Here is a 24,334-nt window from a genome sequence, read left to right on the forward strand (position 1 = left end):
TCACGGCCTGCATGCGCAAGGTTCTGACGATCCTGAACACCATGGTCAAGACTGGTGAGCGGTGGGAGAACAGACTGCCCACCTGATCCGGCGCTATTGCGCGCCCGGCGGCGGCGCACCACAAGCCCTGGTTATGCCCTTGGTGGTCTCCCCTCTCCCGCACGGCGGGAGAGGGGCGGGGGAGAGGGCTGGCGGTGCAAGCCGAGACAGGTCGCAATTTGAACCTCATGCCCTCACCCCCAACCCCTCTCCCGCGCTGCGGGAGAGGGGAGCTGGTCACGACCCTGTCAAGCGTCGGCTGACCGTGAGCCGCACGAAGTCGTTGACACGGTTGCTCTCCCGCGCTGCGGGAGAGGGGAGCAAAACAATGCCTTAGCGAATCACTACGCCGCGTGAATTGATGATCGTCATCTCGACGAATTTCGAACCGACGTGGTTGTCCGGACCGAACTGGACGATAAAGCCGCCGAGGTCGACGTTGCGCATGCTTTCCATCGCCGCCACGAAGCGCTCACGCGTGAGGTCCTTGCCGCTACGGCGCAGCCCTTCCACAAAGGCCTTGGCGGCGATAAAGCCTTCGATGCTGGCGTAGTCGAATTCATTCTGCTTGCCGGCTGCCTGCAGCAGGCGCAGGTATTCACGCACCACCGGCAGCGTGGCGTTGCCCGGATGCGGCATCACCTGCGAGATGATCACGCCGCTGCCTTGCGGACCCACTTCCCTGGCCAGCGCCTGCGTGCCCACAAACGACACGTTGTAGAACTGTCCGCTATAGCCGCGGCGCAGTGCTTCCTTCACGAATGCACCAACGGTGCGGTACGCGCTGATCAGGACCACGGCATCGGGCTTGGCCTTCATCGCGCCCTGCATTGCGTCGCCGATTTCCACCGTGTTGCGGATCACGTTTTCCTGCGCCACGAGCTTCACGCCGCTGTCGGCCGGCAGGGCCTTGATTGCGTGTTCGATGCCTTCGATGCCGGCGCGGCCGTAGGCATCGTCGTTGTAGACCACCGCGACGCGCTTGAGGCCCGTGGTGTGGATCTGGCGCACGATGGCGGCCGTTTCCTGGTCATAGCCCGCGCGTACGTGAAACACGTAGCGGCTGTGCGGTTCGCGCAGCGATTGGGCACCCGTGAATGGTGCAAAGAACGGCACGCGTGCCTGGTTCACCAGCGGCATGACCGCCTGGCTGGTTGGTGTACCCACATAGCCGAACAGCGCGAAGACGCGATCTTCCTCGATCAGCTTTTTGGTGTTCTTGATGGCATCGTCTGGTTCGTAGGCGTCATCGAGCGCCTTCAGTTCGATCTTGCGGCCCAGCACGCCGCCCTGGCTGTTGATGTAGTCGAAGTAAAGGCGCGCCCCGGCATTCATCTGCTTGCCCAGTACTGCCGTGGGGCCGCTTAGCGCTGCCGACTGTCCCAGCAGGATGGTGTCGTTAGTGACGCCGGCCTCGGCGGCCGTGGTGTTGGCGGCGAAGGCGGCGCCAGGTACGCCGCAAGCCACGATGGCGGATGCCATCAGCAGGCCGACGACACGCCGGCGCTTGACCCCAGATGTGAAACCCATGTGAATCCCCGTCAAAAATCCGTAAAACGTTTCTTGTTTCTTGTTGCTTCTGTGCTGCTTTCGGACCCCGCATCCCCTGTCCGGTCTTGTGCCGGTAAGGGATCCCGGCCCCCAGGGCCGGGCAGTCTGACTGGGAGTCGGACTGCGCCGGCACATCATAATCGAATACAATCGGAGCCAAACGATTTCTCCCGGTCCGGAATCTTCGGACGAGGCCGTGGCGCCACAGTCACGCCGTTGACAACGGCGCCAGCCCGTCCGGCCGCTTTCATGCCCGTACCGGGCGCCCCCCACCAGCTGAACTGCCTGCCGATACCATCATGGCTACCCGCATTGTCCGTGCCGCCTGTCCCCACGATTGTCCCGATACCTGTGCGCTGCTCGTCACCGTCGAGGACGGCCGCGCCGTCAAGGTGGTGGGGGACCCGCAACACCCGGGTACCCAGGGTGTGTTGTGCACCAAGGTGTCGCGCTATACCGAGCGCACCTATCACGCGGATCGCCTGCTGACGCCGTTGCGTCGCGTCGGCAAGAAGGGCGAAGGCAAGTTCGAGCCGATCACGTGGGACGAGGCTCTCGACGAGATCGCGACGCGGTTGTCGGGCATTGCCGCGCGCAATCCAGAGGCCATCGTGCCCTACAGCTATGCCGGCACGATGGGTCTGGTGCAGGGGGAAAGCATGGCGGCGCGCTTCTTCCACAAGCTCGGTGCATCGCTGCTCGATCGCACGATCTGTGCCAGTGCCGGCGCCACGGCGCTGCGCTATACCTATGGCGCGAGTGTCGGCATGGACATGGAGCATGTGGCCGATGCGAAGCTGGTAATCATCTGGGGCGGCAATCCGATTGCCTCGAACCTGCATTTCTGGACGCGCGCCCAGGAAGCCAAGCGCCGCGGCGCCACGCTGGTGGCAATCGATCCGTACCGTTCGCTGACGGCCGAGAAGTGCCATCGCCATATCGCGCCGATGCCGGGCACCGATGGTGCGCTGGCGCTGGCGATGATCCACATCCTGATTCGCGACGGCTTGCTCGACCACGACTACATCGCGCAGCATACGGTGGGCTTCGATGCGCTACGCGAGCGTGCCAACGAGTTTGCACCGGCCAAGGCGGCGGAAATCTGTGGCGTACCGGTCGAGGACATCGAATGGCTGGCGGGTTTGTACGGCCAACTGGCGGTCAAGGAACGGCAGCCGGTGGCCATCCGCCTGAACTACGGCGTGCAACGCGTACGCGGGGGTGGCCAGGCCGTCCGTGCGGTGGCATCGCTGCCGTCGCTGGTGGGCGCGTGGCGCCATGCGGCCGGCGGACTGCAACTGTCCACCTCGGGTTTCTTCCCGGTCGATAACGCGGCACTGCAACGGCCCGATCTGCTGCCGACCTGGCCGCGCATGCCGCGTACCGTGAACATGAGCACGATCGGCGATGCGCTGCTCGATGATGGCTCCACCGGCAATGGTCCCAGGATCGAGGCCGTGGTGGTCTACAACAGCAATCCCGTGGCGGTCGCGCCGGAATCGGTCAAGGTGGCCGAAGGCTTTGCACGCGAAGACCTGTTCACGGTGGTACTCGAGCATTTCCGTACCGATACGGCCGACTATGCCGATATCGTGCTGCCGGCCACCACCCAGCTCGAACATGTGGACGTGCACAAGGCGTACGGCCATACCTATTTCCTGGCCAATAACCAGGCCGTCGAGCCGTTGGGCCAGGCACTGCCGAACACCGAGATTTTCCGCCGGCTGGCCGCGCGCATGGGTTTCACGGAAGCGTGTTTTGCCGACAGCGACGACGCCATTGCCGGGCAGGCCATCCTGCGTGATGACAAGCGTGCCGAGGGCATCAGCTGGGACACGCTGAAGGCCCAGGGCTGGCAGAAGCTGAACATCGGCGCCGCGCCGTTTGCCAACGGCGGCTTCCCGTCGCCATCGGGCAAGTGCGAGTTCTATTCGGAAGCGATGGCGCGCGACGGCCTCGATCCCGTGCCGGCCTATGTGCCGCCGTATGAGACACCGACGTCCGCGCCCGAGCTTGCCGCGCGCTACCCGCTGGCCATGATCTCGCCGCCGGCGCGCAATTTCCTGAACAGCTCGTTCGTCAACATCGACAGCCTGCGGTCCACCGAAGGCGAGCCGCATCTGGACATTCATCCGCAAGATGCGGCCGCACGGGGCATCGTCCATGGCGATCTGGTGCGCGCCTGGAACGATCGCGGCAGCATGCAGGCACGCGCACGGGTCACCGATCGGGCGAAGCAGGGCCTGGTGGTCGGGTTGTCGATCTGGTGGAAGAAGCTTGCGCCGGACGGCAAGAATGCCAACGAGCTGACCAGCCAGCGTCTGACGGACCTGGGCCGCGCGCCCGTTTTCTATGACTGCCTCGTGGAAGTGGAGGCAGTACGGGCGGAGGTCCTGGCCTCATGACGCGGCGGCCGGCTCGCTGGCGCTTCGCCGGTATCCTCGCGATACTGGGCGTTGCGGCGCTGGCGGCCGGCTGCGATACCGTCGGCTACTACTACCAGTCGATTGGCGGCCATCTGGGCGTGATGGCTTCGGCCACGCCGATTGACGATGCGATTGCCACGGCCAATGGCGCCAACGATGCCCGACTGGCGCAGCGGCTGGCGCTGGCACGGCGCATCCGCGACTACGCCTCGCGTGACCTGAAGCTGCCCGACAATGGCAGTTATCGCCGCTACGCCAATCTGCATCGCCCCTATGTGGTGTGGAGCGTGTTCGCCACGCCCGAGTTGTCGATGGAGCTGCGCAAGTGGTGCTTCCCGATCGTTGGCTGCATCACCTACCGCGGTTACTACGATCCGGTCGATGCCGAGCAATACGCACAGGGTTTGCGGCGCGACGGACTCGAGACCTACGTGGCGGGCATTCCGGCGTATTCCACGCTGGGTTACTTCGACGACCCGCTGCTGAACACCTTTGTCTACCAGCCCGAGGGCGAACTGGCGCGGCTGATCTTTCACGAGCTGGCGCACCAGGTGGTGTATGTGCGCAATGACACCGCGTTCAACGAGTCATTTGCCACGGCCGTGGAAGTGGCCGGTGTGGAGCGCTGGCTGGCCCAGGAAGGCTCGGCCGATGCACGCGCGAGCTACAAGATCTACGATGGCCGGCGCCGTCAGTTCCGCACGATGCTGCTCAGGACGCGCGACAAACTCGTGACGCTATACAAGTCACCGCTCGATGACGAAGGCAAGCGCCAGGGCAAGGCGCGCATCTTCGACGAACTGCGCCAGGAATATGCCGCGCTCAAGGTCGAGTGGGGCGGCTACTCCGGTTACGACCGCTGGTTCGACCAGCCACTGACCAACGCCCATCTGGCCGCCGTGGCTACCTATCAGCAATGGGTGCCGGCGTTCACTGCACTGCTGGCGCAGTCCGATGGCAACTGGGAGCATTTTTATGCCGCCGCGCGCAGGATCGGCGACCTGCCGCCGGCCGAGCGCGATGCCGCGTTGCGCAAACTGGCACCGCCAGCCACCGAAGTGACGCCGCTTACCGCGAGCGGCAGCCCTGCATCGGATACGGCCAAGCCGTAGTCATACCGCCGGATACACGGGAGTTTCCCGATGGTAGCGCGCGTCCCGCATGCGAAAATGGCGGCCATGTCTCATGCCCCCCGAAAACCCGGTCATCCGCCGCGCGCCACCGAAGCCGCCACGCTAAGCGAGGACGGTCCCGCGCGCTTGCACGTGGCCGAACGCCAGGAAGCGCGACGCCGGCAGATCCTGGATACCGCCGCCCAGCTGTTCTACAGCAAGGGCTATCCGGGCATGACGATGAACGACCTGTGCCGGGCGCTGGGGGTGACCAAGCCGGCGGTCTACTATTACTTTGCCGACAAGTACGAGATCTTCGACATCCTGTGCCGGGAGTCGGCGCAGACCTGCCTGCCCGTGATTCGCGAGACCGCCGACGCGGCACTACCGGTGCGCGAACGCCTGCACGCCTGCCTGCTCGAGATGGCGCGACGCTGTGTCAGGTGCCATGTGGCGGCGGCATTGAGCTTCCGCGACAACCAGTACCTGAAGCCCGATACCGTGACCTGGCTCAATAGCATGGCACGCGATTTCTACCGCGACCTGTATGGCCTGCTCGAGGAAGGGCGCGTGGCCGGTGTGTTTTCGTTCGGCGATGCGCGGGTGACGGCCCATTCCATGGGCGGTGTGATCGGCTTCATGTACACCTGGCATGAGCCCGGACGCATGGATCCGGAAACGCTGGCGCAGGAACTGGCGCAGAACATGATGAAGCTGGTGCTGCCAGGCTGAACGTCGTCCAGAACGTCAGGGTATTCCCTTGATCCTGTCTAAGGGTGGCGCATAATCCACGATTTCCACGGTCAAATTCGTGGAGGACTTCGTCTAACGGGAGTCTAACGGGTTGTCTTGGGAGGGGACGCGCGTTTAGCATCTCCAAAAAATCGAACGACCATTCAGAAATTCAGGAGACGGTATGGAAAAGCTGTGGCTGAAACATTATCCGGCAGGCGTACCGGCAGAGATCGACGCCAGCCAGTTCCGTTCGCTGGCCCAGTTGCTCGAGCATTCGTTCCATACCTACGCCGATCGCCGCGCGTTCATCTGCATGGACAAGGCTGTCACCTATGGCGAACTGGACCAGCTGTCGCGCCAGTTCGCGGCATGGCTGCAGTCGCGCGGCCTGCGTCCCGGGGCGCGCGTTGCCATCATGATGCCGAACGTGCTGCAGTACCCGGTGGTGCTGGCCGCGGTGCTGCGCGCCGGTTTCGTGGTGGTCAACGTCAACCCGCTGTACACGCCGCGTGAACTCGAGCACCAGCTCAAGGACAGCGGTGCCGAAGCCATCGTCATCCTGGAGAACTTTGCGTCGACGCTGCAGGCGGTGCTGCCGGCCACGCCGGTCAAGCATGTGGTAATGGCCAGCATGGGCGACATGCTGGGCGGCCTGAAGGGCAGCATCGTCAATTTCGTGGTGCGCAACGTCAAGAAGATGGTGCCGGCGTGGGAACTGCCCAACTGCGTGCGCTTCAACGACGTGCTGGCCGAAGCGCGCGGCATGGAGCTGAAGCCCGTGAACACGGGCCCTGACGATATCGCGTTCCTGCAATACACGGGCGGCACCACGGGCGTGTCGAAGGGCGCGACGCTGCTGCACCGGAATATCGTCTCGAACGTACTGCAGTCCGAAGCGTGGATGCAGCCGGCGCTGGCCAAGGGCGCGCATATCGACCAGGTGATCACGATCACCGCGCTGCCGCTGTACCACATCTTCGCGCTCACGGTCTGCTGCCTGCTGGGCATGCGCAGCGGCGGCCTGAGCATCCTGATTCCGAATCCGCGCGATATCCCGGGCTTTATCAAGGAACTGCAGAAGTACAAGTTCAATATGTTCCCGGCGGTGAACACGCTCTACAACGCGCTGCTGAATCATCCGGACTTTGCCAAGGTCGACTGCTCGGGCCTGCGTGTTGCCAATGGCGGCGGCATGGCCGTGCAGGAAGCGGTGGCCAAGAACTGGCTGGCCAAGACCGGTTGCCCGATCATCGAAGGCTATGGCCTGTCGGAGACCTCGCCGTCGGCCACCTGCAATCCGACCGACTCCGATGCGTTCTCGGGCACCATTGGGCTGCCGTTGCCATCCACCGAAGTGTCGATCCGCGATGACGATGGCAACGAATTGCCGCTGGGCCAGCCTGGCGAAATCTGCCTGCGCGGGCCGCAGGTGATGGCAGGCTACTGGAACCGGCCGGACGAGACCGCCAAGGTCATGACCCCCGACGGGTTTTTCAAGACCGGCGATATCGGCGTGATGGACGAACGCGGCTACACGAAGATCGTCGACCGCAAGAAGGACATGATCCTGGTGTCAGGTTTCAACGTGTACCCGAACGAAGTCGAGGGCGTGGTGGCCGAATGCCCCGGCGTGCTCGAGGTAGCCGCCGTCGGGGTGCCGGACCAGCACTCGGGCGAGGTGGTCAAGCTGTTCGTGGTCAAGAAGGATCCGGCGCTTTCGGAGGCCGACGTGATCGCGTTCTGCAAGGAACGCCTGACTGGCTACAAGCGTCCGAAGTACGTCGAGTTCCGCACCGAACTGCCGAAGACCAACGTCGGCAAGATCCTGAGAAGGGAATTGCGGGATAGCCGGAAAGCGGCTTGATGGTTTGTGTGTAGTGTTTTGGCTCCCCTCTCCCGCGTGCGGGAGAGGGGCTGGGGGAGAGGGCCAGCCGTTCAAGCTGAGACAGGTCGCAATTTGAACCTCATTGCCCTCTCCCCCGACCCCTCTCCCGTTTCACGGGAGAGGGGAGGCAACAATCGGTATTCCAGGACGCTTAACACTCGTTCGACGGTGCCATCTGTGGCTGGGTTGCTCCATCGGGATAGACCAGCCGAACACAGGTACCCGTTTCCAGCCCGGGAGCTGCGGGGCCGTTGACCTGTGCCACCGTGCCATCGGTGGTGCGGACCTTGTACTGGTACAGGTCCATCTGCGCAGGGGGCTGCGGCCGGCTGAACAGCCGTGTCAGGTCGACCGAGAAACCCATGCCGACACCCCCGCCACCGCCTCCACCGCCAGCCACGCCTCCAACACCTACGCCATAGCCGCCATAACTGCTGCCCTGCGGAATGTCGACGCGCGACAGGAACGTTTTCTCCGTGACGCGGCCCAGCTTGACCGTGGCATTGAGCGGGGTGACCTGCGGCCCGGCAGGCGTGCTGCTGCAAGCGGCAAGCAGGGCCGCGAGCAGGGCTGGCATGAGGCGAATGGCAATACGTGTCATGGCGTGGTCAGGCTGGCCTTGAGTCGGCCCAGCAGGCGGAAGAGTGCGCGTCGATCTGTTTCGGCAAGGCCCGAGAACAATTGTTCCACCCAGCTTTCATGAGCACGGGCCATATGCGAGAAGGCCTCGCGTCCGGCCGGCGTCAGGCGGATCAGGTAGGCACGGCGGTCGGTGGGTAGCGCTTCGCGTGTGACCAGGCCTTCCTGCTGGAGCTGATCGGTGATGCCGGTGACATTGCCGCCCGTCACCATCATGCGGCGTGACAGCTCGCCCATCTTGAGTCCTTCGGGATGGCGGTCGAGTTGCGACATCAGGTCGAAGCGCGGCAACGTTACCGCAAAGTCCTGGCGCAGGCGCGAGCGGATATCGCCCTCGATCAGCGTGGTGCAGGTAAGCAGACGCAGCCAGAGCCGCAACGCCTCGTGATCCGATTCGCCGGCACTGGTCTCCAGATCGACCGGTGCGGCGTCGGCGGGGCTGCTGGCGGGGGAAGGATTGGGCATCGTGATTCGGGCAGCTTGAACATTTGATGCCTCAAGTATATGCGCTGCCCGGCCTTGGGTGACTAGTCCACCTTGGCGCCCGAATCCTTGACCACCTTGGCCCATTTGGTGTGCTCGGCGCGAATGAACGCGGCGAACTGCTCGGACGTATTGCCGACCGGGTCGGCGCCCTGGGCAAGCAGCCGCTCGCGCACCGCCGGCGTGCCCAGGCTCTTTGCCACTTCCTGCTGGATACGCTGGACGATCTCATGCGGCGTGCCGGCCGGCGCCAGCATGCCGAACCAGGAGCTGGCCTCGAAACCGGGCAGGTTGGCCGCTTGCGCCACTGTGGGCACGCCGGGCAGGGCCGGCGACGGTTTGGCGCTGGTTACGGCAAGCGCCTTGAGCTTGCCGGTCTTGATCAGTTGCATCGAGGACGGCAGGTTGTCGAACATCACCTGCATCGTGCCGCCGGCCAGGTCGGTCAGCGCGGGGCCGCTGCCGCGATACGGGAAATGAACCATGAACGTTTTGGTCTGGGTCTTGAACAGCTCGCCAGCCAGGTGGATCGAGGTGCCATTGCCGCTCGATGCCATGTTCAGCTTGCCCGGATTGGCGCGTGCGTAGGTGATCAGGTCATTGACGCTGTTGATCTTGTTCTGCGCGGCAAACGCCGGATTGACCACCAGTACGTTGGGCACGGCGGCCACCTCGGTGATCGGTACGAAATCCTTGATCGGATCGAACGGCAGCTTGCCATACAGCGACTGGTTGATACCGTGCGTACCAACCGTGCCCATCAGCAGCGTGTAGCCATCGGGGGCGGCCTTGGCGACGATATCCGAGCCGATATTGCCGCCCGCGCCGGGTTTGTTGTCGACCACCACGTTCCAGCCCGGCAGCTTCGACAGTTCGGCCGAAACGGCCCGCGCCATGATGTCGGTGGTGCCGCCCGCCGGGAAAGGCACGACCAGACGGATCGGCTTGGTCGGGTAGGCATCGCTGGCCTGGGCCGACGCGATGGCCAGCGGGCTGAGGGCGATCGACAGAAGCAGCGCGACGGCGTGCCGGCGACGGTGGTGCATGGCAATGTCTCCAGATGGATGGCGGCCGGTTGTTCCGGTCTGCAGGCCATTCTAGTCGGGCCCGCGCCACTTCGCGGATGGGGTGAAACCCGTTGAGACATTCAGGCAGAGGTCATGAAAAAAGGCGCCCGCAGGCGCCTTGAAGAAAGGAACAATGCCGGTCCGCCGCTTAGAACTTGTGGCGAATACCCACTGCCACGCCCACCTGGCTGTTCTTGCCCTGTTGCAGGAAGTAGCCGTTGGCGAAGCTCACCGCCGACGTGTCGAAGTTCAGGCCGGAATTCTTGACGTAGCCGGCCGTGAAGTAGACGTCGGTACGCTTCGAGAAGTTGTAGTCGGCCACGAAGCTGATCTGCCACGGGTTGGCCGGATTGTTCGAGGCCAGGGCCGGGCCACCCGCCGTCGGATTCGGGGCGCGCAGTTGGGTGATGTCGTCGTAGAAATACGCCAGCGTCAGGCCCAGCGGCGCGGTGACCTGATAGTTCAGGCCAATCCAGTAGTAGTTGTCGCGCTGCAGTTCGGTACCGTCGGCGCCGGTGACGCGGCCGTAGCGGTAACCTGCCATCAGCTTGGCCGGACCCCAGGTATAGCTGCCCGCCGTACCAATCTTGCGCGAACGGCCGGGAGAGCCGATCACGGTCGTGGGGCGCCATTCGTCGTACGCCACGGTCAGGCCGAACGGGCCGCTCAGGTACAGCAAGCCGGCGCCACCGCCCGCGTTGTTGTTGAAGTTGCCCGGCACTTCGCCCGAACCACCACCCGCCAGCGCCGTCGTGCCGATGGCGGCCACGCCCGTGCCGAAGCTCCAGTGGGCTTCAGCCGTAACCGGGCCAACCACGGCCGTGTACTTGACGGTGTTGTCCGAACGGAAGTTCGTGCCCAGCTGCGCAACCACCGGCTCATAGAGCGTGGCATAGCCGGTCGGCGAGAAGTTCGCGAACATGTCGAACATCGTCGTGTACTGGCGGCCGAAAGTCAGGCGGCCCACCGTATCGCTCTGCACGCCCACGAAAGCCTGGCGACCGAACAGACGGCCACCTTGCTGCGAGCGGCCATCGTCAAGGCCGAAACCGCTTTCCAGCACGAACAACGCCTTCAGGCCGCCACCGAGGTCCTCGGTGCCACGCAGGCCCCAGCGCGAGCCGGACAGGCCGCCACCGGTCTGCAGGCCGACGCGGCTGCCGCCGCCCGCTGCGGATTGGGGAATCCCGCTCGCGTTGGCGGTGGTGCCCAATCCGGGGGCCAGGTGGTTGTTGTATTCAATCGGCATGTCGACGACGCCGTACAGAGTCACGCTCGTCTGCGCGTTTGCAGCAGTGGCAAACGCGCTCATCGCGGCAAGCGCGAGTAGCGATTTTTTCATGCTGGGTGATCTCCACTTAAGAATTATTAGTTGAAACGCGGCGGGACCTCCTGTCAGCCCTCTTCATCCCGACGCGCTTGACTTCCTTGGAAGCTGCCGATCACTCTAGCAAAAGCGGTATTCTTTTGACCCTGTGGTAAACGTCTTGTCTGGTTTTCACAACTCAGGGTTATTGGGTACCCGGCCGTAGTGCCGCCACGCCTGCGCCGGAGATCGGGCGGACCTGCACAAAGCGGCACGGGTACAATGCGGGAAATCCCGAGGCGCGTTCGAGGCGATGCTCTATTTTTCAGTGGGGCAGGCCAGCGATGCGCCGGCAGACCTTCCATTGACACGCATGGATACGTTGATCCGAGAATTCGATGTCGCATTGCGCGCGATTGCCGGCGCGACCCGCGCCGACCGCGCCAATCCCGCAGACCGGCTGACGCCTGATACAGAGCAGATGAGCGTGGAAGAACGCCGCCATGTGGCCGGTCTCATGCGCATCAACCATGTTGGCGAGGTATGCGCGCAGGCCCTGTACCAGGCGCAGAAGCTGACCGCGCGCAGTGCGCCGGTGCGCGCGCAGATGGATGCCGCGGCGCGCGAAGAAGAAGACCATCTCGCATGGTGCGCCGAGCGCCTGCGCGAACTGGGCTCGCGTCCAAGCCTGCTCAATCCGGTCTGGTATGCCGGCGCATTTGCGATCGGCTTCCTTGCCGGCCGCGCCGGTGACCGGATCAGCCTGGGCTTCGTGGCGGAAACCGAGAGCCAGGTCGAGCATCACCTGACCGGTCACCTCGACCGACTGCCCGCGGCCGATGGGCGCTCGCGCGCGATCCTCGAGCAGATGCGCGACGACGAGGTGCGCCACGGCGATGCCGCACGCGATGCCGGGGGCGTACCGCTGCCGGGGCCGGTACGCGCGCTGATGCGGGCCGCTTCGAAGGTCATGACCACGGCTGCCTATCGCATCTGAACTGCCTATCGCATCTGAAGCATCTGAATGACGCGGTATTGAACAATGGCGACGAGCGTCCACGCATCGTCGCCATTCTCATTTTTAGGAAGTATCTGAACACTGCCTCGCGCGGTTGTGGAAAACCGCCGCCAGCCCTTGTTCGGACGGGGCTGACGGCAAAACGTTGTATCCTTCCCCACGGCGCGGAACTGATTGCAGATCGCGTTGCCGGCAGTATGCCCTCCGATAGTTCTCAGGTGGTTTCTCTGCATTCCTCCCCAAGTTATTCATTTCATTAAGGATTCACGTTAACGGTGCGTGAAGTTGACGCGCTAAGTCTTTGTTCTGATTAAAAAATCCCTGTTTTTCGCCCGATGGCGAGCCTTGACCGGCCAAAACGCTTCCTCTAAAGTGGGAAATAGTGTGAGGAAGTGTATTTTTGTGTGTTGAATCGGACTGTCTCTGCGATCATTCGCATGAGGTTGACCGGTTGCGGACGAGGACGAATCGACCTGCCGACGGGGCAAGATGCCGGCGGTTACCGGGGGAAAGAGCTTGTTTCAGGGAGCATCGGCGCTGTCGCTCGATGCCAAGGGCCGGATGTCCATTCCGGCCAGGCACCGCGAGGCGCTGCAAACGCAGGCCGAGGGCCGGGTGACGCTGACCAAGCACCCGGATGGCTGCCTGTTGCTCTTTCCAAGGCCCGAATGGGAGATTTTCCGCGGCCGCATTGCGGCACTGCCAATGGATGCCCACTGGTGGAAGCGAATCTTCCTCGGCAACGCCGCCGACGTGGAAATGGATGGCGCAGGCCGCGTGCTGATTGCACCGGAACTGCGCAGTGCCGCCATGCTCGACAAGGAAGTGATGCTGCTCGGCATGGGCAGTCATTTCGAAGTCTGGGATGCCGCGACCTACGCCGCCAAGGAACAGGCTGCGATGGCGCAAGGCATGCCGGACGCATTGAAGAATTTCTCTTTCTGAAGAGGTCATGACCCCTACCGAATTGCCGGGGACCACCGCCCTGCGCCATCGCACCGTGTTGCTGGACGAGGCCGTCGACGCGCTCGTCTGGCGGCCCGACGGCGCCTACGTGGACGGCACCTTCGGAAGAGGTGGCCACAGCCGTGCCGTACTGGCGCGGCTGGGGCCGGCCGGCACCCTCGTCGCCTTCGACAAGGATCCGGCAGCAATCGCAGAAGCGGGCACCATCAAGGATGCCCGCTTCTCCATTGAGCATGCGAGCTTTGCGGAAATGGGAGATCGGCTGAGCGGCCGGCCTCCCGTGGCTGGCGTGCTGCTCGACCTGGGGATCAGCTCGCCCCAGATCGACGAAGCGGCGAGGGGTTTTTCCTTCCGCTTCGAGGGCCCGCTGGACATGCGCATGGACACCACGCGCGGCGTCACCGCCGCCGAGTGGCTTGCACAGGCGGACGAGCACGACATTGCCAGGGTGATACGAGACTATGGGGAAGAACGGTTTGCTGTACAGATTGCAAAGGCGATTGTTGCTCGCCGGCGCGAACCCGGCGATGGCGGACCAATCGCCACTACTTCAGACCTTGCCGCGCTCGTGGCGAAAACCGTCAAGACTCGCGAGAAGGGCCAGGACCCTGCGACCCGCACCTTTCAAGCTCTACGGATTCACGTCAATCAAGAGCTTGAGGACCTCGAAAGAGGTCTGAAGGCAGCGTACGAACTGCTGCAGGTCGGAGGCCGCCTTGTTGTGATCAGCTTTCACTCGCTCGAGGACCGCATCGTCAAGCGGTTCATGCAGGCGCACGCGCGGCCCCAGCAGGATGCCGATCCCGCGTTGCGCCGCGCGCCGTTGCGTGCGGCTGATCTGCCGCAGCCGACGATGAAGCTGCTGGGCCGCTTCAAGCCCGGTACCGAGGAGGTGGCCGAAAATCCGCGCGCACGGTCCGCCGTGATGCGCGTGGCCGAGAAACTCGGAGTGGCGCCGGCATGAACCGCCTGACCTTCTTCCTGCTGTTCGCATTGATGCTGTGTGCGCTGTCGCTGGTCAGCGCGCAGCACCAGGCACGCACGCTGTTCGTGGCGCTGGAGCGCGCGCAGTCCGAGGAGAAGCAGCTCGATATCGACTGGTCGCGCCTGCAGTACCTGCAGAGTTCGCTCAGCAAAAGCGCGCGCATTGCCGATGCGGCACGGGCGCAGCTCAAGATGTCGCCGGCCCTGGCCGGCCGCACGCAATACCTGCAGGGCGTGGTGCTGCCGACCACGCCGCCCGATGCCGAACAGGTTGCCGGAGGCGCAAGCAAATGAGCCTGGCCCGCCCGAGCCTGAACCGTGCCCGCACCGCCAGCAAGTCGCGCGGCGGAGAGGCTGCGCGTCCGCGTACCGGCCAGTTCTCGGCCAGCCCGGTGCTGGGGCTGCGCTTGCCGATGTGGCGCTCGAAGTTCGTGGTGTTCCTGATGTTCGCCGCATTCGTGGCGCTGGCCGGGCGTGCCATGTGGATCCAGGGACCGGGCAACCAGTTCTATGAGATGGAGGGCAAGAAGCGCTTCCAGCGCACGCTGGAACTGCCCGCCACGCGTGGCAAGATCCTGGACCGCAATGGACTGGTGCTGGCCACCAGCCTGCCGGTCAAGGCGATCTGGGCCGTGCCGGAAGACGTGCCGAACGATCTCGATCCGCAGCGCATGCGGCAGCTGGCCAAGCTGCTCGACATGTCGGAGAAGGAACTGCGCGCCAAGCTCAACGAGGACAAGAGCTTTGTTTACCTGAAGCGGCAGGTGTTGCCCGACGCGGCGGACAAGATCGCGGCGCTCAAGGTGGAGGGCGTCCACCAGACGCGTGAATACAAGCGCTTCTATCCGGAAGGCGAGGCGATGGCGCACATCGTCGGCTTTACCAATGTCGAGGACAAGGGCCAGGAAGGCGTGGAACTGGCGCGCGAAGGCGTGCTGGCCGGCCGTCCGGGCGCGCGGCAGGTGATCAAGGACCGCCTGGGCCGCGTGGTCGAGGACGTCGGCATCCTGAAGACGCCGCGCGACGGCGAGGACATGCAGCTGTCGATCGACGCCAAGATCCAGTACCTGGCCTACAACGAGGTCAAGGCCGTGGTCGAGCGCAACAAGGCCAAGGCCGCCAGCGCGGTGGTGCTCGATGCGCAGACCGGCGAGGTGCTGGCACTCGCCAACTGGCCAACGTACAACCCCAACGACCGCAGCCGCCTGTCGGGCGAACAGCTGCGCAACCGCGTGCTGACCGACACCTTCGAGCCCGGCTCGATGATGAAGCCGATCACGATTGGCCTGGCGCTGCAGCTGGGCCGCGTGACCCCGGCGACCACGGTCGTCACCACGGGCAAGTTCAATTTCGAAGGCGCCACGATCTCCGATACCCACAACTACGGCACGCTCACCGTGGGCGGCGTGATCCAGAAGTCGAGCAATATCGGCACGACCAAGATCGCGATGATGATGAAGCCGCAGGAAATGTGGGACATGTTCACCAGCGTCGGCCTGGGCCAGGCGCCCAAGATCGGTTTCCCGGGCGCGGTGGCTGGCCGCGTGCGTCCTTTCAAGAGCTGGCGCCCGATCGAACAGGCCACCATGTCCTATGGCTACGGCCTGTCGGTGTCGCTGTTCCAGGTGGCTCACGCCTATACGATCTTCGCCCATGACGGCGAGTTGATCCCGGTGTCGATGTTCAAGACCAACGGTCCGGTAAGCGGCGAGCGCATCCTGTCGCCGCAGGTGGCACGCGAAGTGCGCGGCATGCTGGAAACGGTGACCGCGCCCGGCGGCACCGCGCCGGAGGCCCAGGTGATGGGCTATCGCGTGGGTGGCAAGACCGGTACCGCCTACAAGCACGTGGGCCGCGGCTACGACCGCAGCAAATACCGTGCGTCGTTTATCGGCCTGGCGCCGATGTCGAATCCGCGCGTGATCGTGGCGGTCAGCGTCGACGAACCCACCGCCGGCAGCCACTACGGTGGCGCGGTTGCCGGTCCGGTGTTCTCGGCGATCACCGGCGGCGCGCTGCGCTCGCTGAATGTGCAGCCCGATTCGCCGATCCGGCAACTGATGGTGACCGACAAGGTGCCAGAGAGCGAACCATGGAGCGCCTCGCCATGACGGCCAAGCCGCTGCTCCCGCTCGAAGTCTCCGCCCAGGCCAGCAACGCGCTGGCCTGGCTGCGTACGCACGCCCCGGCCGGCGCGAAGCTGACCGGCGATACGCGCCGCCTGCAACCGGGCGATGTGTTCTTTGCGTACGTGCTGGGCAACGAACGCCTGGCCACCGATGGTCGCCCGCATATCGACAAGGCGCTTGCCGCCGGCGCATCGGCCGTGATCTACGAAGCCGATGGCTTCGACTGGCCGCACGGCGAGGCGGTGCCCCACCTGGGCGTGGCGCAGTTGCACGCATTGGCCGGCCCGATCGCGGCCGGCTGGTACGGCATCGGCGCACGGCCGCTGGTGGTGACCGGCATCACCGGCACCAATGGCAAGACTTCGTGCGCGCAATGGCTGGCGCGTTTGCTGCAGGCCACTGGCACGCGCTGCGCCACGATCGGCACGCTCGGAACGGGCTTCCCGGACGCGCTCAAGGCCACCGGCTTTACCACGCCCGACGCGGTGCAGTTGCAGGCCAGCCTGGCCGAGCTCAACGATGCCGGCGCGCAGGCCGTTGCCATGGAAGTGTCGTCGCACGGCCTGGAGCAGGGTCGCGTCGCCGGTACCGGGTTTGCCGTGGCCGTACTGACCAACCTGACGCAGGATCACCTCGACTACCACGGCACGATGGCCGAGTACGAGGCCGCCAAGGCGCTGCTGTTCCAGTGGGATGGCTTGCGCGCCGCCGTGATCAACCGCGACGATGCGATGGGTGCGCGGCTGCTGGCCGGCAACGCTACTGCGGTAAGCGCATCGCAGGTCATTGAATACGGCATCGACGGCCGCGCCGGTGCTTCGGCCGCGCGAGGCCAGTGGCTGCGCGCCACCGATGTCCGCGCCACCGCGACCGGCACCGCATTCCATGTCGACGGCAGCTTTGGCAGCGCCGATGTGATGACGGCAATGATCGGCACGTTCAACGTGAGCAACCTGCTGGCCGTGCTCGGCGCCGCGCTGGCGCAAGGCGTGGCCTGGAATGCCGCAATCGCGGCACTGCGCACGCTGGCGCCGGTCGATGGCCGCATGGAGCTGTTCGGCGGCCACGACGCGCCTTTGGCCGTGGTCGACTACGCCCACACGCCCGACGCACTGGTGCAGACGCTGAACGCGCTGCGCCCGGTTACCGCCGCCCGCCAGGGCAGGCTGTGGTGCGTGTTCGGCTGTGGCGGCGACCGTGACGCCACCAAGCGCCCGCTGATGGGCGAGGTGGCCGAGCGGCTGGCCGATGAAGTGGTGCTGACCAGCGACAACCCGCGCAGCGAGGATCCGCGCGACATTCTCGAACAGATTGCCGACGGCATGCAGGACCGCAGTCGTGTCCGCCTGATCGAGGATCGCGCTGCCGCCATTCTTTATGCAATCAAGCACGCCGCCCCGGCCGACGTGGTGCTCGTGGCCGGCAAGGGCCATGAATCCACGCAGGAAATCCAGGGCCGCAAGCGTCCATTCTCGGACCGCGAACATGTGCGCCTGACCCTGGGCACGCGAGGGGTGTCGGCATGAACGGACACCAGATGACGAATTTGCAGCAAGCCGCCGGCTGGATGGCCGGCGCACGTATTTCCGGCGATGCCTCGCGGGTTTTCTCGCGCGTGCATACCGATAGCCGTACCGTGGAACCGGGCGACCTGTTCGTGGCGCTCAAGGGCGAGCGGTTCGATGCGCACGATTTCCTGGCCGATGTGGTGGCGCGCGGCGCCGCCGCCGTGCTGGTGAGCCGCGACATTGACCTCGACGTGCCGGCGCTGATCGTGCCCGATACCCGTATCGGGCTCGGCGAGCTGGCCGCGGCATGGCGCCGCCAGTTCACGCCACCGACGGTGGCCGTGACCGGCAGCAATGGCAAGACCACGGTCAAGGAAATGATCGCGGCCATCTTTGCCGCGGCGGCAGGGGAGAGCAATCGCCTGGCCACCGGCGGCAACCTGAACAACGACATCGGCCTGCCGCTGACCGTGCTGCGCCTGCGCGCGCACCACAAGCTGGCGGTGCTGGAACTGGGCATGAATCATCCGGGCGAAACGGTCTACCTGGCCGCTATCGCCCAGCCGACCGTGTCCGTGATCACCAACGCCCAGCGCGAGCACCAGGAGTTCATGGTCAGCGTCGAGGCGGTGGCGCATGAGCATGCAAGCGCGCTTGCCGCGCTGCCGGCCGATGGCGTGGCGGTGTTCCCGCTCGATGCCGAGAGCGGCGGCGAACATGCCGCGATCTGGCGCAATGCGGCCGGCGCACGGCGCGTGCTGGCGTTCGGTACCGATGAATCGGCCGACGTACGCGCCACGGTATCGCTCGACGACGGCGTGCAGGTGTTGCACGTTACGGCCCCGGGCCAGACGTTCGATGTGCGCCTGCAACTGCTGGGCACGCACAACGTACGCAATGCGTTGGCCGCCACGGCCTGTGCGTTGGCGGCAGGGGTCGCGGTCGACGCGATCCAGCGCGGCCTGGCTGGCTTCACGGCGGTGAAGGGCCGCCTGCAGGTCAAGCACACCGCGGCTGGCACGGTGGTGATCGACGACACCTACAACGCCAATCCGGATTCCATGCGCGCCGCCATCGACGTACTGGCCGGCTTTGCCGCGCCGCGCCTGCTGGTGCTCGGCGACATGGGCGAGGTGGGCAACCAGGGGCCGGCGTTCCACGCCGAGATCGGCGCCTACGCACGCGAGCGTGGCATCGAGACGCTGTGGGCAATCGGGGAACTGGCGCCGCATGCGGTGCAGGCCTTTGGCAATGGCGCGCATCATTTTGCGCAGGGCGAAGACCTTGCGCAGGCGCTGCAGCAAGACAGGGAGGGCGTGGTGGCTGGTGCGGCTGCCGTGCTCGTGAAGGGATCGCGCTTCATGCGCATGGAACGTATGGTCGATGCGCTGGTCGCATCACCTTCCGCTCATTAAAGAAAAGACAAAAGATGTTATTGGCTCTGGCCCAGTGGCTGCAAAACGATTACAGCTTCCTGCGGGTCGTCAACTACCTGACTTTCCGCGCGGTGATGGCCAACCTCACCGCGCTTGTGATCGGCCTCGGTTTCGGGCCGTGGGTGATTCGTCGCCTGGCCGAACTGAAGATCGGACAGGCTGTGCGCACGATCGGTCCGCAGACGCACCTCGTGAAGTCAGGCACGCCAACCATGGGCGGCGTGCTGGTGTTGATCTCGATCGCGATTTCCACGTTGCTCTGGTGTGACTGGGGCAACCGCTTTATCTGGGTGGTGTTGCTGGTCACGCTTGGCTATGGCGCGATCGGCTGGGTCGACGACTATCGCAAGGTCGTGTATCGCGATCCGCGCGGCATGTCGAGCCGCGAGAAGTTTTTCTGGCAAACCTTGATCGGGCTGGTGGCCGCGGTGTATCTGGCGTTCTCGGTTTCCGAGGCCAGCAACGTGCGTGTGTGGAGCCTGTTCCTGAGCTGGATCGAAGGCGGCATGTTTGCCGACGTGCCTTACAAGACCAACCTGATTGTCCCGTTCTTCAAGGAAATCAGCTACCCGCTGGGCGTGACCGGCTTCATCGTGCTGACCTACCTGGTGATCGTGGGATCGAGCAACGCCGTGAACCTGACCGATGGCCTGGACGGGCTGGTCATCATGCCGGTGGTGCTGGTGGGTGGCGGACTGGGCGTGTTTGCGTACGTGATGGGCAGCTCGGTGTACAGCAAGTACCTGCTGTTCCCGCATATTCCGGGCGCCGGCGAACTGCTGATCTTCTGCTCGGCGATGGCCGGGGCGGGGCTGGCGTTCCTCTGGTTCAACGCACACCCGGCGCGCGTGTTCATGGGCGACGTGGGCGCGCTGGCGCTGGGCGGCGCGCTGGGCACGATCGCGGTGATCGTGCGCCAGGAGATCGTGCTGTTCGTGATGGGCGGCATCTTCGTGGTGGAAACGCTGTCGGTGATGCTGCAGGTCACGTGGTTCAAGTTTACGAAGAAGCGTTATGGCGAAGGCCGTCGCCTGTTCCGCATGGCGCCGCTGCATCACCATTTCGAGCTCGGTGGCTGGAAGGAAACCCAGGTCACGGTGCGGTTCTGGATCATCACGATGCTGCTGGTACTGATTGGCCTGTCATCGCTGAAGCTGCGCTGACCCGGGCTGAACGACTGAAGCTCAATTGAATAACTGACGGACTCTACAGGCAGGTAATCGAAGTGTTTGGCGCGTTGCAGAAACCTCATGTGCTGGTACTTGGCCTCGGCGAATCGGGGCTGGCCATGGCACGCTGGTGCGGCCTGAACGGCTGCCGCCTGCGTGTGGCCGACACGCGCGAGGCACCCGCCAATCTTGGCTTGCTGCAAGGCGAGCATGCCGCGGCGCAATTTGTTGGCGGTCCGTTTGCGCCAGGCCTGCTCGACGGTATCGGGCTGGTGGCGATCAGCCCCGGCCTGTCGCCGCTGGAACCTGATACCAAGGCGCTACTCGAGGCAGCGCAAGCACGCGACATTCCGGTCTGGGGAGAGATCGAACTGTTCGCGCAGGCGCTTGGCTACCTCGAGGCGACCTCGGGTTATGCCCCGCGGGTGCTGGCCATTACCGGCACCAACGGCAAGACCACTACTACCGCATTGACCGGCCGCCTGGTCGAGCGCGCGGGCAAGACCGTCGGCGTGGCCGGCAACATCAGCCCGTCGGCGCTGGACAAGCTCTCGGCATGCATTGCCAGCGCCACGTTGCCCGATGTCTGGGTGCTGGAACTGTCGAGCTTCCAGCTTGAGTACACATTCTCCCTGGCGCCGCACGCGGCGACTGTGCTGAACATCACACAGGACCATCTGGACTGGCACGGCGGCATGGAGGCCTATGCGGCAGCCAAGGCGCGCATCTTCGGCCCGGCCGACAAGGGCTGCGTGCAGGTGCTGAACCGCCAGGACGGCATGACGATGGCCATGGCGCGCCAGGGTGCTGCATCGATGACCTTCGGTACCGACCTGCCTGAAACGCCGGGCAGCTTTGGGGTGCTGCGCGAAGGCGGCATGCCTTGGCTGGTACTGGCCGAACCGGACAGCGAGGCCGATGCCGAGCAGAAGCCGCGCCGCCGCAAGAAAGATGAAGTGGTGGACCAGGCCGTGCCGGTGCGCCACAAGCGCCTGATGCCGGCCGATGCGCTGCATATCCGCGGCATGCACAACGCCACCAACGCGATGGCCGCGCTGGCGCTGTGCCGCGCGATCGACCTGCCGATGAGCGCGTTGCTGCACGGACTGCGCGAGTACCGCGGCGAGCCGCACCGCGTGGAGTGGGTGGCCACGATCGACGAGGTCGAGTACTTCGACGACAGCAAGGGTACCAATGTGGGTGCCACGGTGGCTGCGCTGAACGGGCTGGACAAGCGCGTGGTGCTGATCGCCGGTGGCGAGGGCAAGGGTCAGGACTTTTCGCCGCTGGCCACGCCGGTGGCCCAGTACGCGCGTGCCGTGGTGCTGATCGGCAAGGATGCCGGCGCGCTGCGCGAGGCGCTGGCTGCCACCGGTACGCAGCTCATCGATGCGGGCTCGCTCGAGGAGGCGGTCGAGCAGTCGGCCCGCCTGGCCGAGTCCGGTGATGTCGTATTGCTGTCGCCGGCCTGTGCCAGCCTGGACATGTTCCGCAACTACGTCCATCGCGCGCAGGTGTTCCGCGGCGCCGTGGAAGAACTGGCTTTGTCCCGGGGGATCATGCCATGAGCGACTCGCAGGTCAAGCGTAGCGGATTCATCGGCGCCACCATCGGCAATGCCTGGGGTGGCCTGCGTGACGCGGTGTCGGGCGTCAAGCCGACCCGTTCCCGCATGATGGAGTACGACCAGCCGCTGCTGTGGGTGGCGATCGTGCTGCTGACGTTTGGCCTGGTGATGGTCTATTCGGCATCGATTGCGCTGCCCGACTCGCCGCGCTACGCCAACTACCGCGAGGCCCACTTCCTGGTGCGCCACGCATTCGCACTGTTTATCGGCCTGTCGATGGGCCTGGTGGCGTTCCAGATCCCGGTCAAGGTCTGGGACAAGTACGCCCCGAAGCTGTTCATCATCGCGCTGGTGCTGCTGGTGCTCGTGTTGGTGCCATTTGTCGGCAAGGGCGTGAACGGCGCGCGGCGCTGGATTCCGCTCGGGGTCATGAACTTCCAGCCGTCGGAACTGATGAAGCTGGCGGTGGTGCTCTACGCCGCCAACTACACGGTGCGCAAGCAGGAATGGATGCAGAACGTGTCCAAGGGCTTCCTGCCGATGGGCGTGGCCGTGGTGGTGGTGGGCATGCTGCTGCTGCTGGAACCGGACATGGGCGCGTTCCTGGTGATCGCGGCCGTGGCCATGGGCATCCTGTTCCTGGGCGGCATCAATGGCAAGCTGTTTGCGGGACTGGTCGGCGTGGCGGTGGGCGCGTTCGGCCTGCTGATCACGGCGTCGCCCTGGCGGCGCGAACGGATCTTCGCATACCTGAATCCGTGGGAAGAAGCCAACGCACTGGGCAAGGCCTACCAGCTCACGCACTCGCTGATTGCCTTCGGCCGTGGCGAATGGACCGGCGTGGGCCTGGGCGGCAGCATCGAGAAGCTGCACTACCTGCCCGAAGCGCATACCGACTTCATCCTGGCCGTGATTGGCGAGGAATTCGGCTTTATCGGCGTGCTGGTGATGATCGTGCTGTTCTACTGGCTGGTGCGCCGCTGCTTCAATATCGGGCGCACCGCGCTGCAGCTCGACCGCACGTTCGCCGGCCTCGTGGCCAAGGGCATGGGCGTGTGGATCGGCTGGCAGACCTTCATCAACATGGGTGTGAACCTGGGCCTGCTGCCGACCAAGGGACTGACTTTGCCGCTGGTCAGCTACGGTGGCTCGGGCATCCTGATGAACTGCGTGGCACTGGCGATCGTGCTGCGGATCGACTATGAGAACCGGGTGATGATGCGCGGAGGCAAGGTATGACCGCGCGTACGTTGCTCGTCATGGCTGGCGGCACCGGGGGCCACGTGTTCCCGGGGCTGGCGGTCGCGCACGCGCTGCGCGACGAGGGCTGGCGCGTGGTCTGGCTTGGCAATCGCGCGGGCATGGAAGCCACGCTGGTGCCGAAGCACGATATTCCGATGGAGTACATCCAGTTCGGTGGACTGCGCGGCAAGGGCCTGGTGACCAAGTTGCTGCTGCCGCTGAACCTGCTGCGCGCATTCTGGCAAAGCATGGGCGCGCTGCGCCGGGTGAAGCCCGACGTGGTGCTTGGCATGGGCGGCTATATCACGTTCCCGGCCGGCATGATGGCCTCGCTGCTGGGCCGTCCGCTGGTGCTGCACGAGCAGAACTCGATTGCCGGACTGGCCAACAAGGTGTTGGCCAAGGTCGCCGATCGCGTACTGTGCGCGTTCCCGGATGCGCTGCCGGACAGCGAATGGACTGGCAATCCGGTACGGGCCGAACTGGCAACGATTCCGGCGCCCGAGTCGCGCTACGACCATCGCACCGGCCCGCTGCGCATCCTGGTGGTGGGCGGCAGCCTTGGCGCGGCGGCGTTGAACGACGTGGTACCGAAGGCGTTGGCGTTGCTGCCCGAGGCTGGACGGCCGGTGGTGAAGCACCAGGCCGGGGCCAAGCAGATCGACCAGCTGCGCGCGAACTACGCGGCGGCGGGCGTGGCCGGCGAGACCGTGCCATTTATCGACGACATGGCGGCGGCCTATGCCGACGCCGACCTGGTCATCTGCCGTGCCGGTGCGATGACGGTTTCGGAAGTGGCGGCCGCCGGTGTGGCCGCGCTGTTCGTGCCGTTCCCGCACGCGGTGGACGACCATCAGACCACCAATGCGAAGTTCCTGTCGAAGCAGGGCGCCGCGTTGCTGGTGCAACAGAACGAATTGACCGCGCAAGGGCTGGCACAAACGATCGCCGGCCTGGACCGCGTTCAACTGAAGGACATGGCGCGCGCTGCGCGCAGCCTGGCCAAACCGGAGGCAACCCGGCGCGTCGCCGAGATCTGCCGCCAGATGGCGGGTGACAAGTGAAACCGATT

20 protein-coding genes are annotated in these 24,334 nt (G+C 64.9%); 15 read left to right on the plus strand and 5 right to left on the minus strand.

The window, feature by feature from the left end:
* Positions 1-372: 372 nt before the first annotated feature.
* Positions 373-1,569, minus strand: coding sequence for an ABC transporter substrate-binding protein (locus ACO550_RS32015; RefSeq protein ID WP_315596432.1), 1,197 nt, complete (start codon positions 1,567-1,569; stop codon positions 373-375).
* Positions 1,570-1,889: 320 nt separating this feature from the next.
* On the opposite strand from ACO550_RS32015, the gene ACO550_RS32020 reads away from it, so the two are divergent.
* The 4 genes from ACO550_RS32020 to ACO550_RS32035 all read left to right on the plus strand — a co-directional run bounded on the left by ACO550_RS32020 (position 1,890) and on the right by ACO550_RS32035 (position 7,727).
* Positions 1,890-3,995 (plus strand): molybdopterin-dependent oxidoreductase, encoded by a 2,106-nt coding sequence (locus ACO550_RS32020; protein WP_315596431.1) that lies wholly within the window; start codon positions 1,890-1,892, stop codon positions 3,993-3,995.
* Entirely contained in the window at positions 3,992-5,128 is a 1,137-nt protein-coding gene (locus tag ACO550_RS32025) for an aminopeptidase (RefSeq protein ID WP_315596430.1), read from the plus strand. Before ACO550_RS32020 ends, ACO550_RS32025 begins: the two co-directional genes overlap by 4 nt.
* A gap of 66 nt (positions 5,129-5,194) precedes the next feature.
* Positions 5,195-5,860, plus strand: coding sequence for a TetR/AcrR family transcriptional regulator (locus tag ACO550_RS32030; RefSeq protein ID WP_315596429.1), 666 nt, complete (start codon positions 5,195-5,197; stop codon positions 5,858-5,860).
* 184 nt (positions 5,861-6,044) lie between these two features.
* Entirely contained in the window at positions 6,045-7,727 is a 1,683-nt protein-coding gene (locus tag ACO550_RS32035) for a long-chain-fatty-acid--CoA ligase (RefSeq protein ID WP_315596428.1), read from the plus strand.
* Between the two features lie 172 nt (positions 7,728-7,899).
* On the opposite strand, the gene ACO550_RS32040 is transcribed toward ACO550_RS32035, so the two are convergent.
* The 4 genes from ACO550_RS32040 to ACO550_RS32055 form a co-directional block, all read right to left on the minus strand.
* Positions 7,900-8,349: a hypothetical protein gene (locus ACO550_RS32040; RefSeq protein ID WP_315596427.1), complete on the minus strand. Its 450-nt coding sequence runs from the start codon at positions 8,347-8,349 to the stop codon at positions 7,900-7,902.
* Positions 8,346-8,852 carry a MarR family transcriptional regulator gene (locus ACO550_RS32045; RefSeq protein ID WP_315596426.1) on the minus strand — a complete coding sequence of 169 codons (507 nt, stop codon included), beginning with the start codon at positions 8,850-8,852 and terminating at the stop codon, positions 8,346-8,348. The genes ACO550_RS32040 and ACO550_RS32045 overlap by 4 nt, the downstream gene beginning before the upstream one ends.
* Before the next feature lie 62 nt (positions 8,853-8,914).
* A complete protein-coding gene (locus tag ACO550_RS32050; protein WP_315596425.1) occupies positions 8,915-9,916 on the minus strand; it encodes a tripartite tricarboxylate transporter substrate-binding protein in 1,002 nt (333 codons plus the stop codon).
* Between the two features lie 169 nt (positions 9,917-10,085).
* Positions 10,086-11,279: a porin gene (locus ACO550_RS32055; protein WP_315596424.1), complete on the minus strand. Its 1,194-nt coding sequence runs from the start codon at positions 11,277-11,279 to the stop codon at positions 10,086-10,088.
* 337 nt (positions 11,280-11,616) lie between these two features.
* Here ACO550_RS32055 and coq7 point away from each other — a divergent pair, with 337 nt between their 5' ends.
* The 11 genes from coq7 to murG all read left to right on the plus strand — a co-directional run bounded on the left by coq7 (position 11,617) and on the right by murG (position 24,326).
* A complete protein-coding gene (gene coq7 / locus ACO550_RS32060; RefSeq protein WP_315596436.1) occupies positions 11,617-12,240 on the plus strand; it encodes a 2-polyprenyl-3-methyl-6-methoxy-1,4-benzoquinone monooxygenase in 624 nt (207 codons plus the stop codon).
* Positions 12,241-12,777: 537 nt separating this feature from the next.
* Entirely contained in the window at positions 12,778-13,206 is a 429-nt protein-coding gene (gene mraZ, locus ACO550_RS32065; protein WP_137923385.1) for a division/cell wall cluster transcriptional repressor MraZ, read from the plus strand.
* A gap of 7 nt (positions 13,207-13,213) precedes the next feature.
* Positions 13,214-14,191, plus strand: coding sequence for a 16S rRNA (cytosine(1402)-N(4))-methyltransferase RsmH (gene rsmH / locus ACO550_RS32070; protein WP_315596423.1), 978 nt, complete (start codon positions 13,214-13,216; stop codon positions 14,189-14,191).
* Positions 14,188-14,505 carry a cell division protein FtsL gene (gene ftsL / locus ACO550_RS32075; RefSeq protein ID WP_315596422.1) on the plus strand — a complete coding sequence of 106 codons (318 nt, stop codon included), beginning with the start codon at positions 14,188-14,190 and terminating at the stop codon, positions 14,503-14,505. The genes rsmH and ftsL overlap by 4 nt, the downstream gene beginning before the upstream one ends.
* The gene (locus ACO550_RS32080) at positions 14,502-16,322 is read left to right on the plus strand and encodes a penicillin-binding protein 2 (RefSeq protein WP_315596421.1); all 1,821 of its coding nucleotides are present in this window, start codon (positions 14,502-14,504) and stop codon (positions 16,320-16,322) included. Before ftsL ends, ACO550_RS32080 begins: the two co-directional genes overlap by 4 nt.
* Positions 16,319-17,866 carry a UDP-N-acetylmuramoyl-L-alanyl-D-glutamate--2,6-diaminopimelate ligase gene (locus tag ACO550_RS32085; RefSeq protein WP_315596435.1) on the plus strand — a complete coding sequence of 516 codons (1,548 nt, stop codon included), beginning with the start codon at positions 16,319-16,321 and terminating at the stop codon, positions 17,864-17,866. Before ACO550_RS32080 ends, ACO550_RS32085 begins: the two co-directional genes overlap by 4 nt.
* Complete coding sequence (locus ACO550_RS32090; RefSeq protein ID WP_315596420.1) at positions 17,863-19,263, plus strand: UDP-N-acetylmuramoyl-tripeptide--D-alanyl-D-alanine ligase; 1,401 nt, start codon at positions 17,863-17,865, stop codon at positions 19,261-19,263. The genes ACO550_RS32085 and ACO550_RS32090 overlap by 4 nt, the downstream gene beginning before the upstream one ends.
* Positions 19,264-19,277: 14 nt before the next feature.
* Positions 19,278-20,447, plus strand: a complete 1,170-nt coding sequence (gene mraY / locus ACO550_RS32095; protein WP_315596419.1) for a phospho-N-acetylmuramoyl-pentapeptide-transferase — start codon at positions 19,278-19,280, stop codon at positions 20,445-20,447.
* Positions 20,448-20,509: 62 nt separating this feature from the next.
* The gene (murD, locus tag ACO550_RS32100) at positions 20,510-22,021 is read left to right on the plus strand and encodes a UDP-N-acetylmuramoyl-L-alanine--D-glutamate ligase (RefSeq protein WP_315596418.1); all 1,512 of its coding nucleotides are present in this window, start codon (positions 20,510-20,512) and stop codon (positions 22,019-22,021) included.
* Positions 22,018-23,259, plus strand: a complete 1,242-nt coding sequence (gene ftsW, locus ACO550_RS32105) for a putative lipid II flippase FtsW (RefSeq protein WP_315596417.1) — start codon at positions 22,018-22,020, stop codon at positions 23,257-23,259. Before murD ends, ftsW begins: the two co-directional genes overlap by 4 nt.
* Positions 23,256-24,326: an undecaprenyldiphospho-muramoylpentapeptide beta-N-acetylglucosaminyltransferase gene (gene murG, locus ACO550_RS32110; RefSeq protein ID WP_315596416.1), complete on the plus strand. Its 1,071-nt coding sequence runs from the start codon at positions 23,256-23,258 to the stop codon at positions 24,324-24,326. Before ftsW ends, murG begins: the two co-directional genes overlap by 4 nt.
* Positions 24,327-24,334 lie beyond the last annotated feature (8 nt).

The sequence above is a fragment of the Cupriavidus sp. genome, from assembly GCF_057315035.1.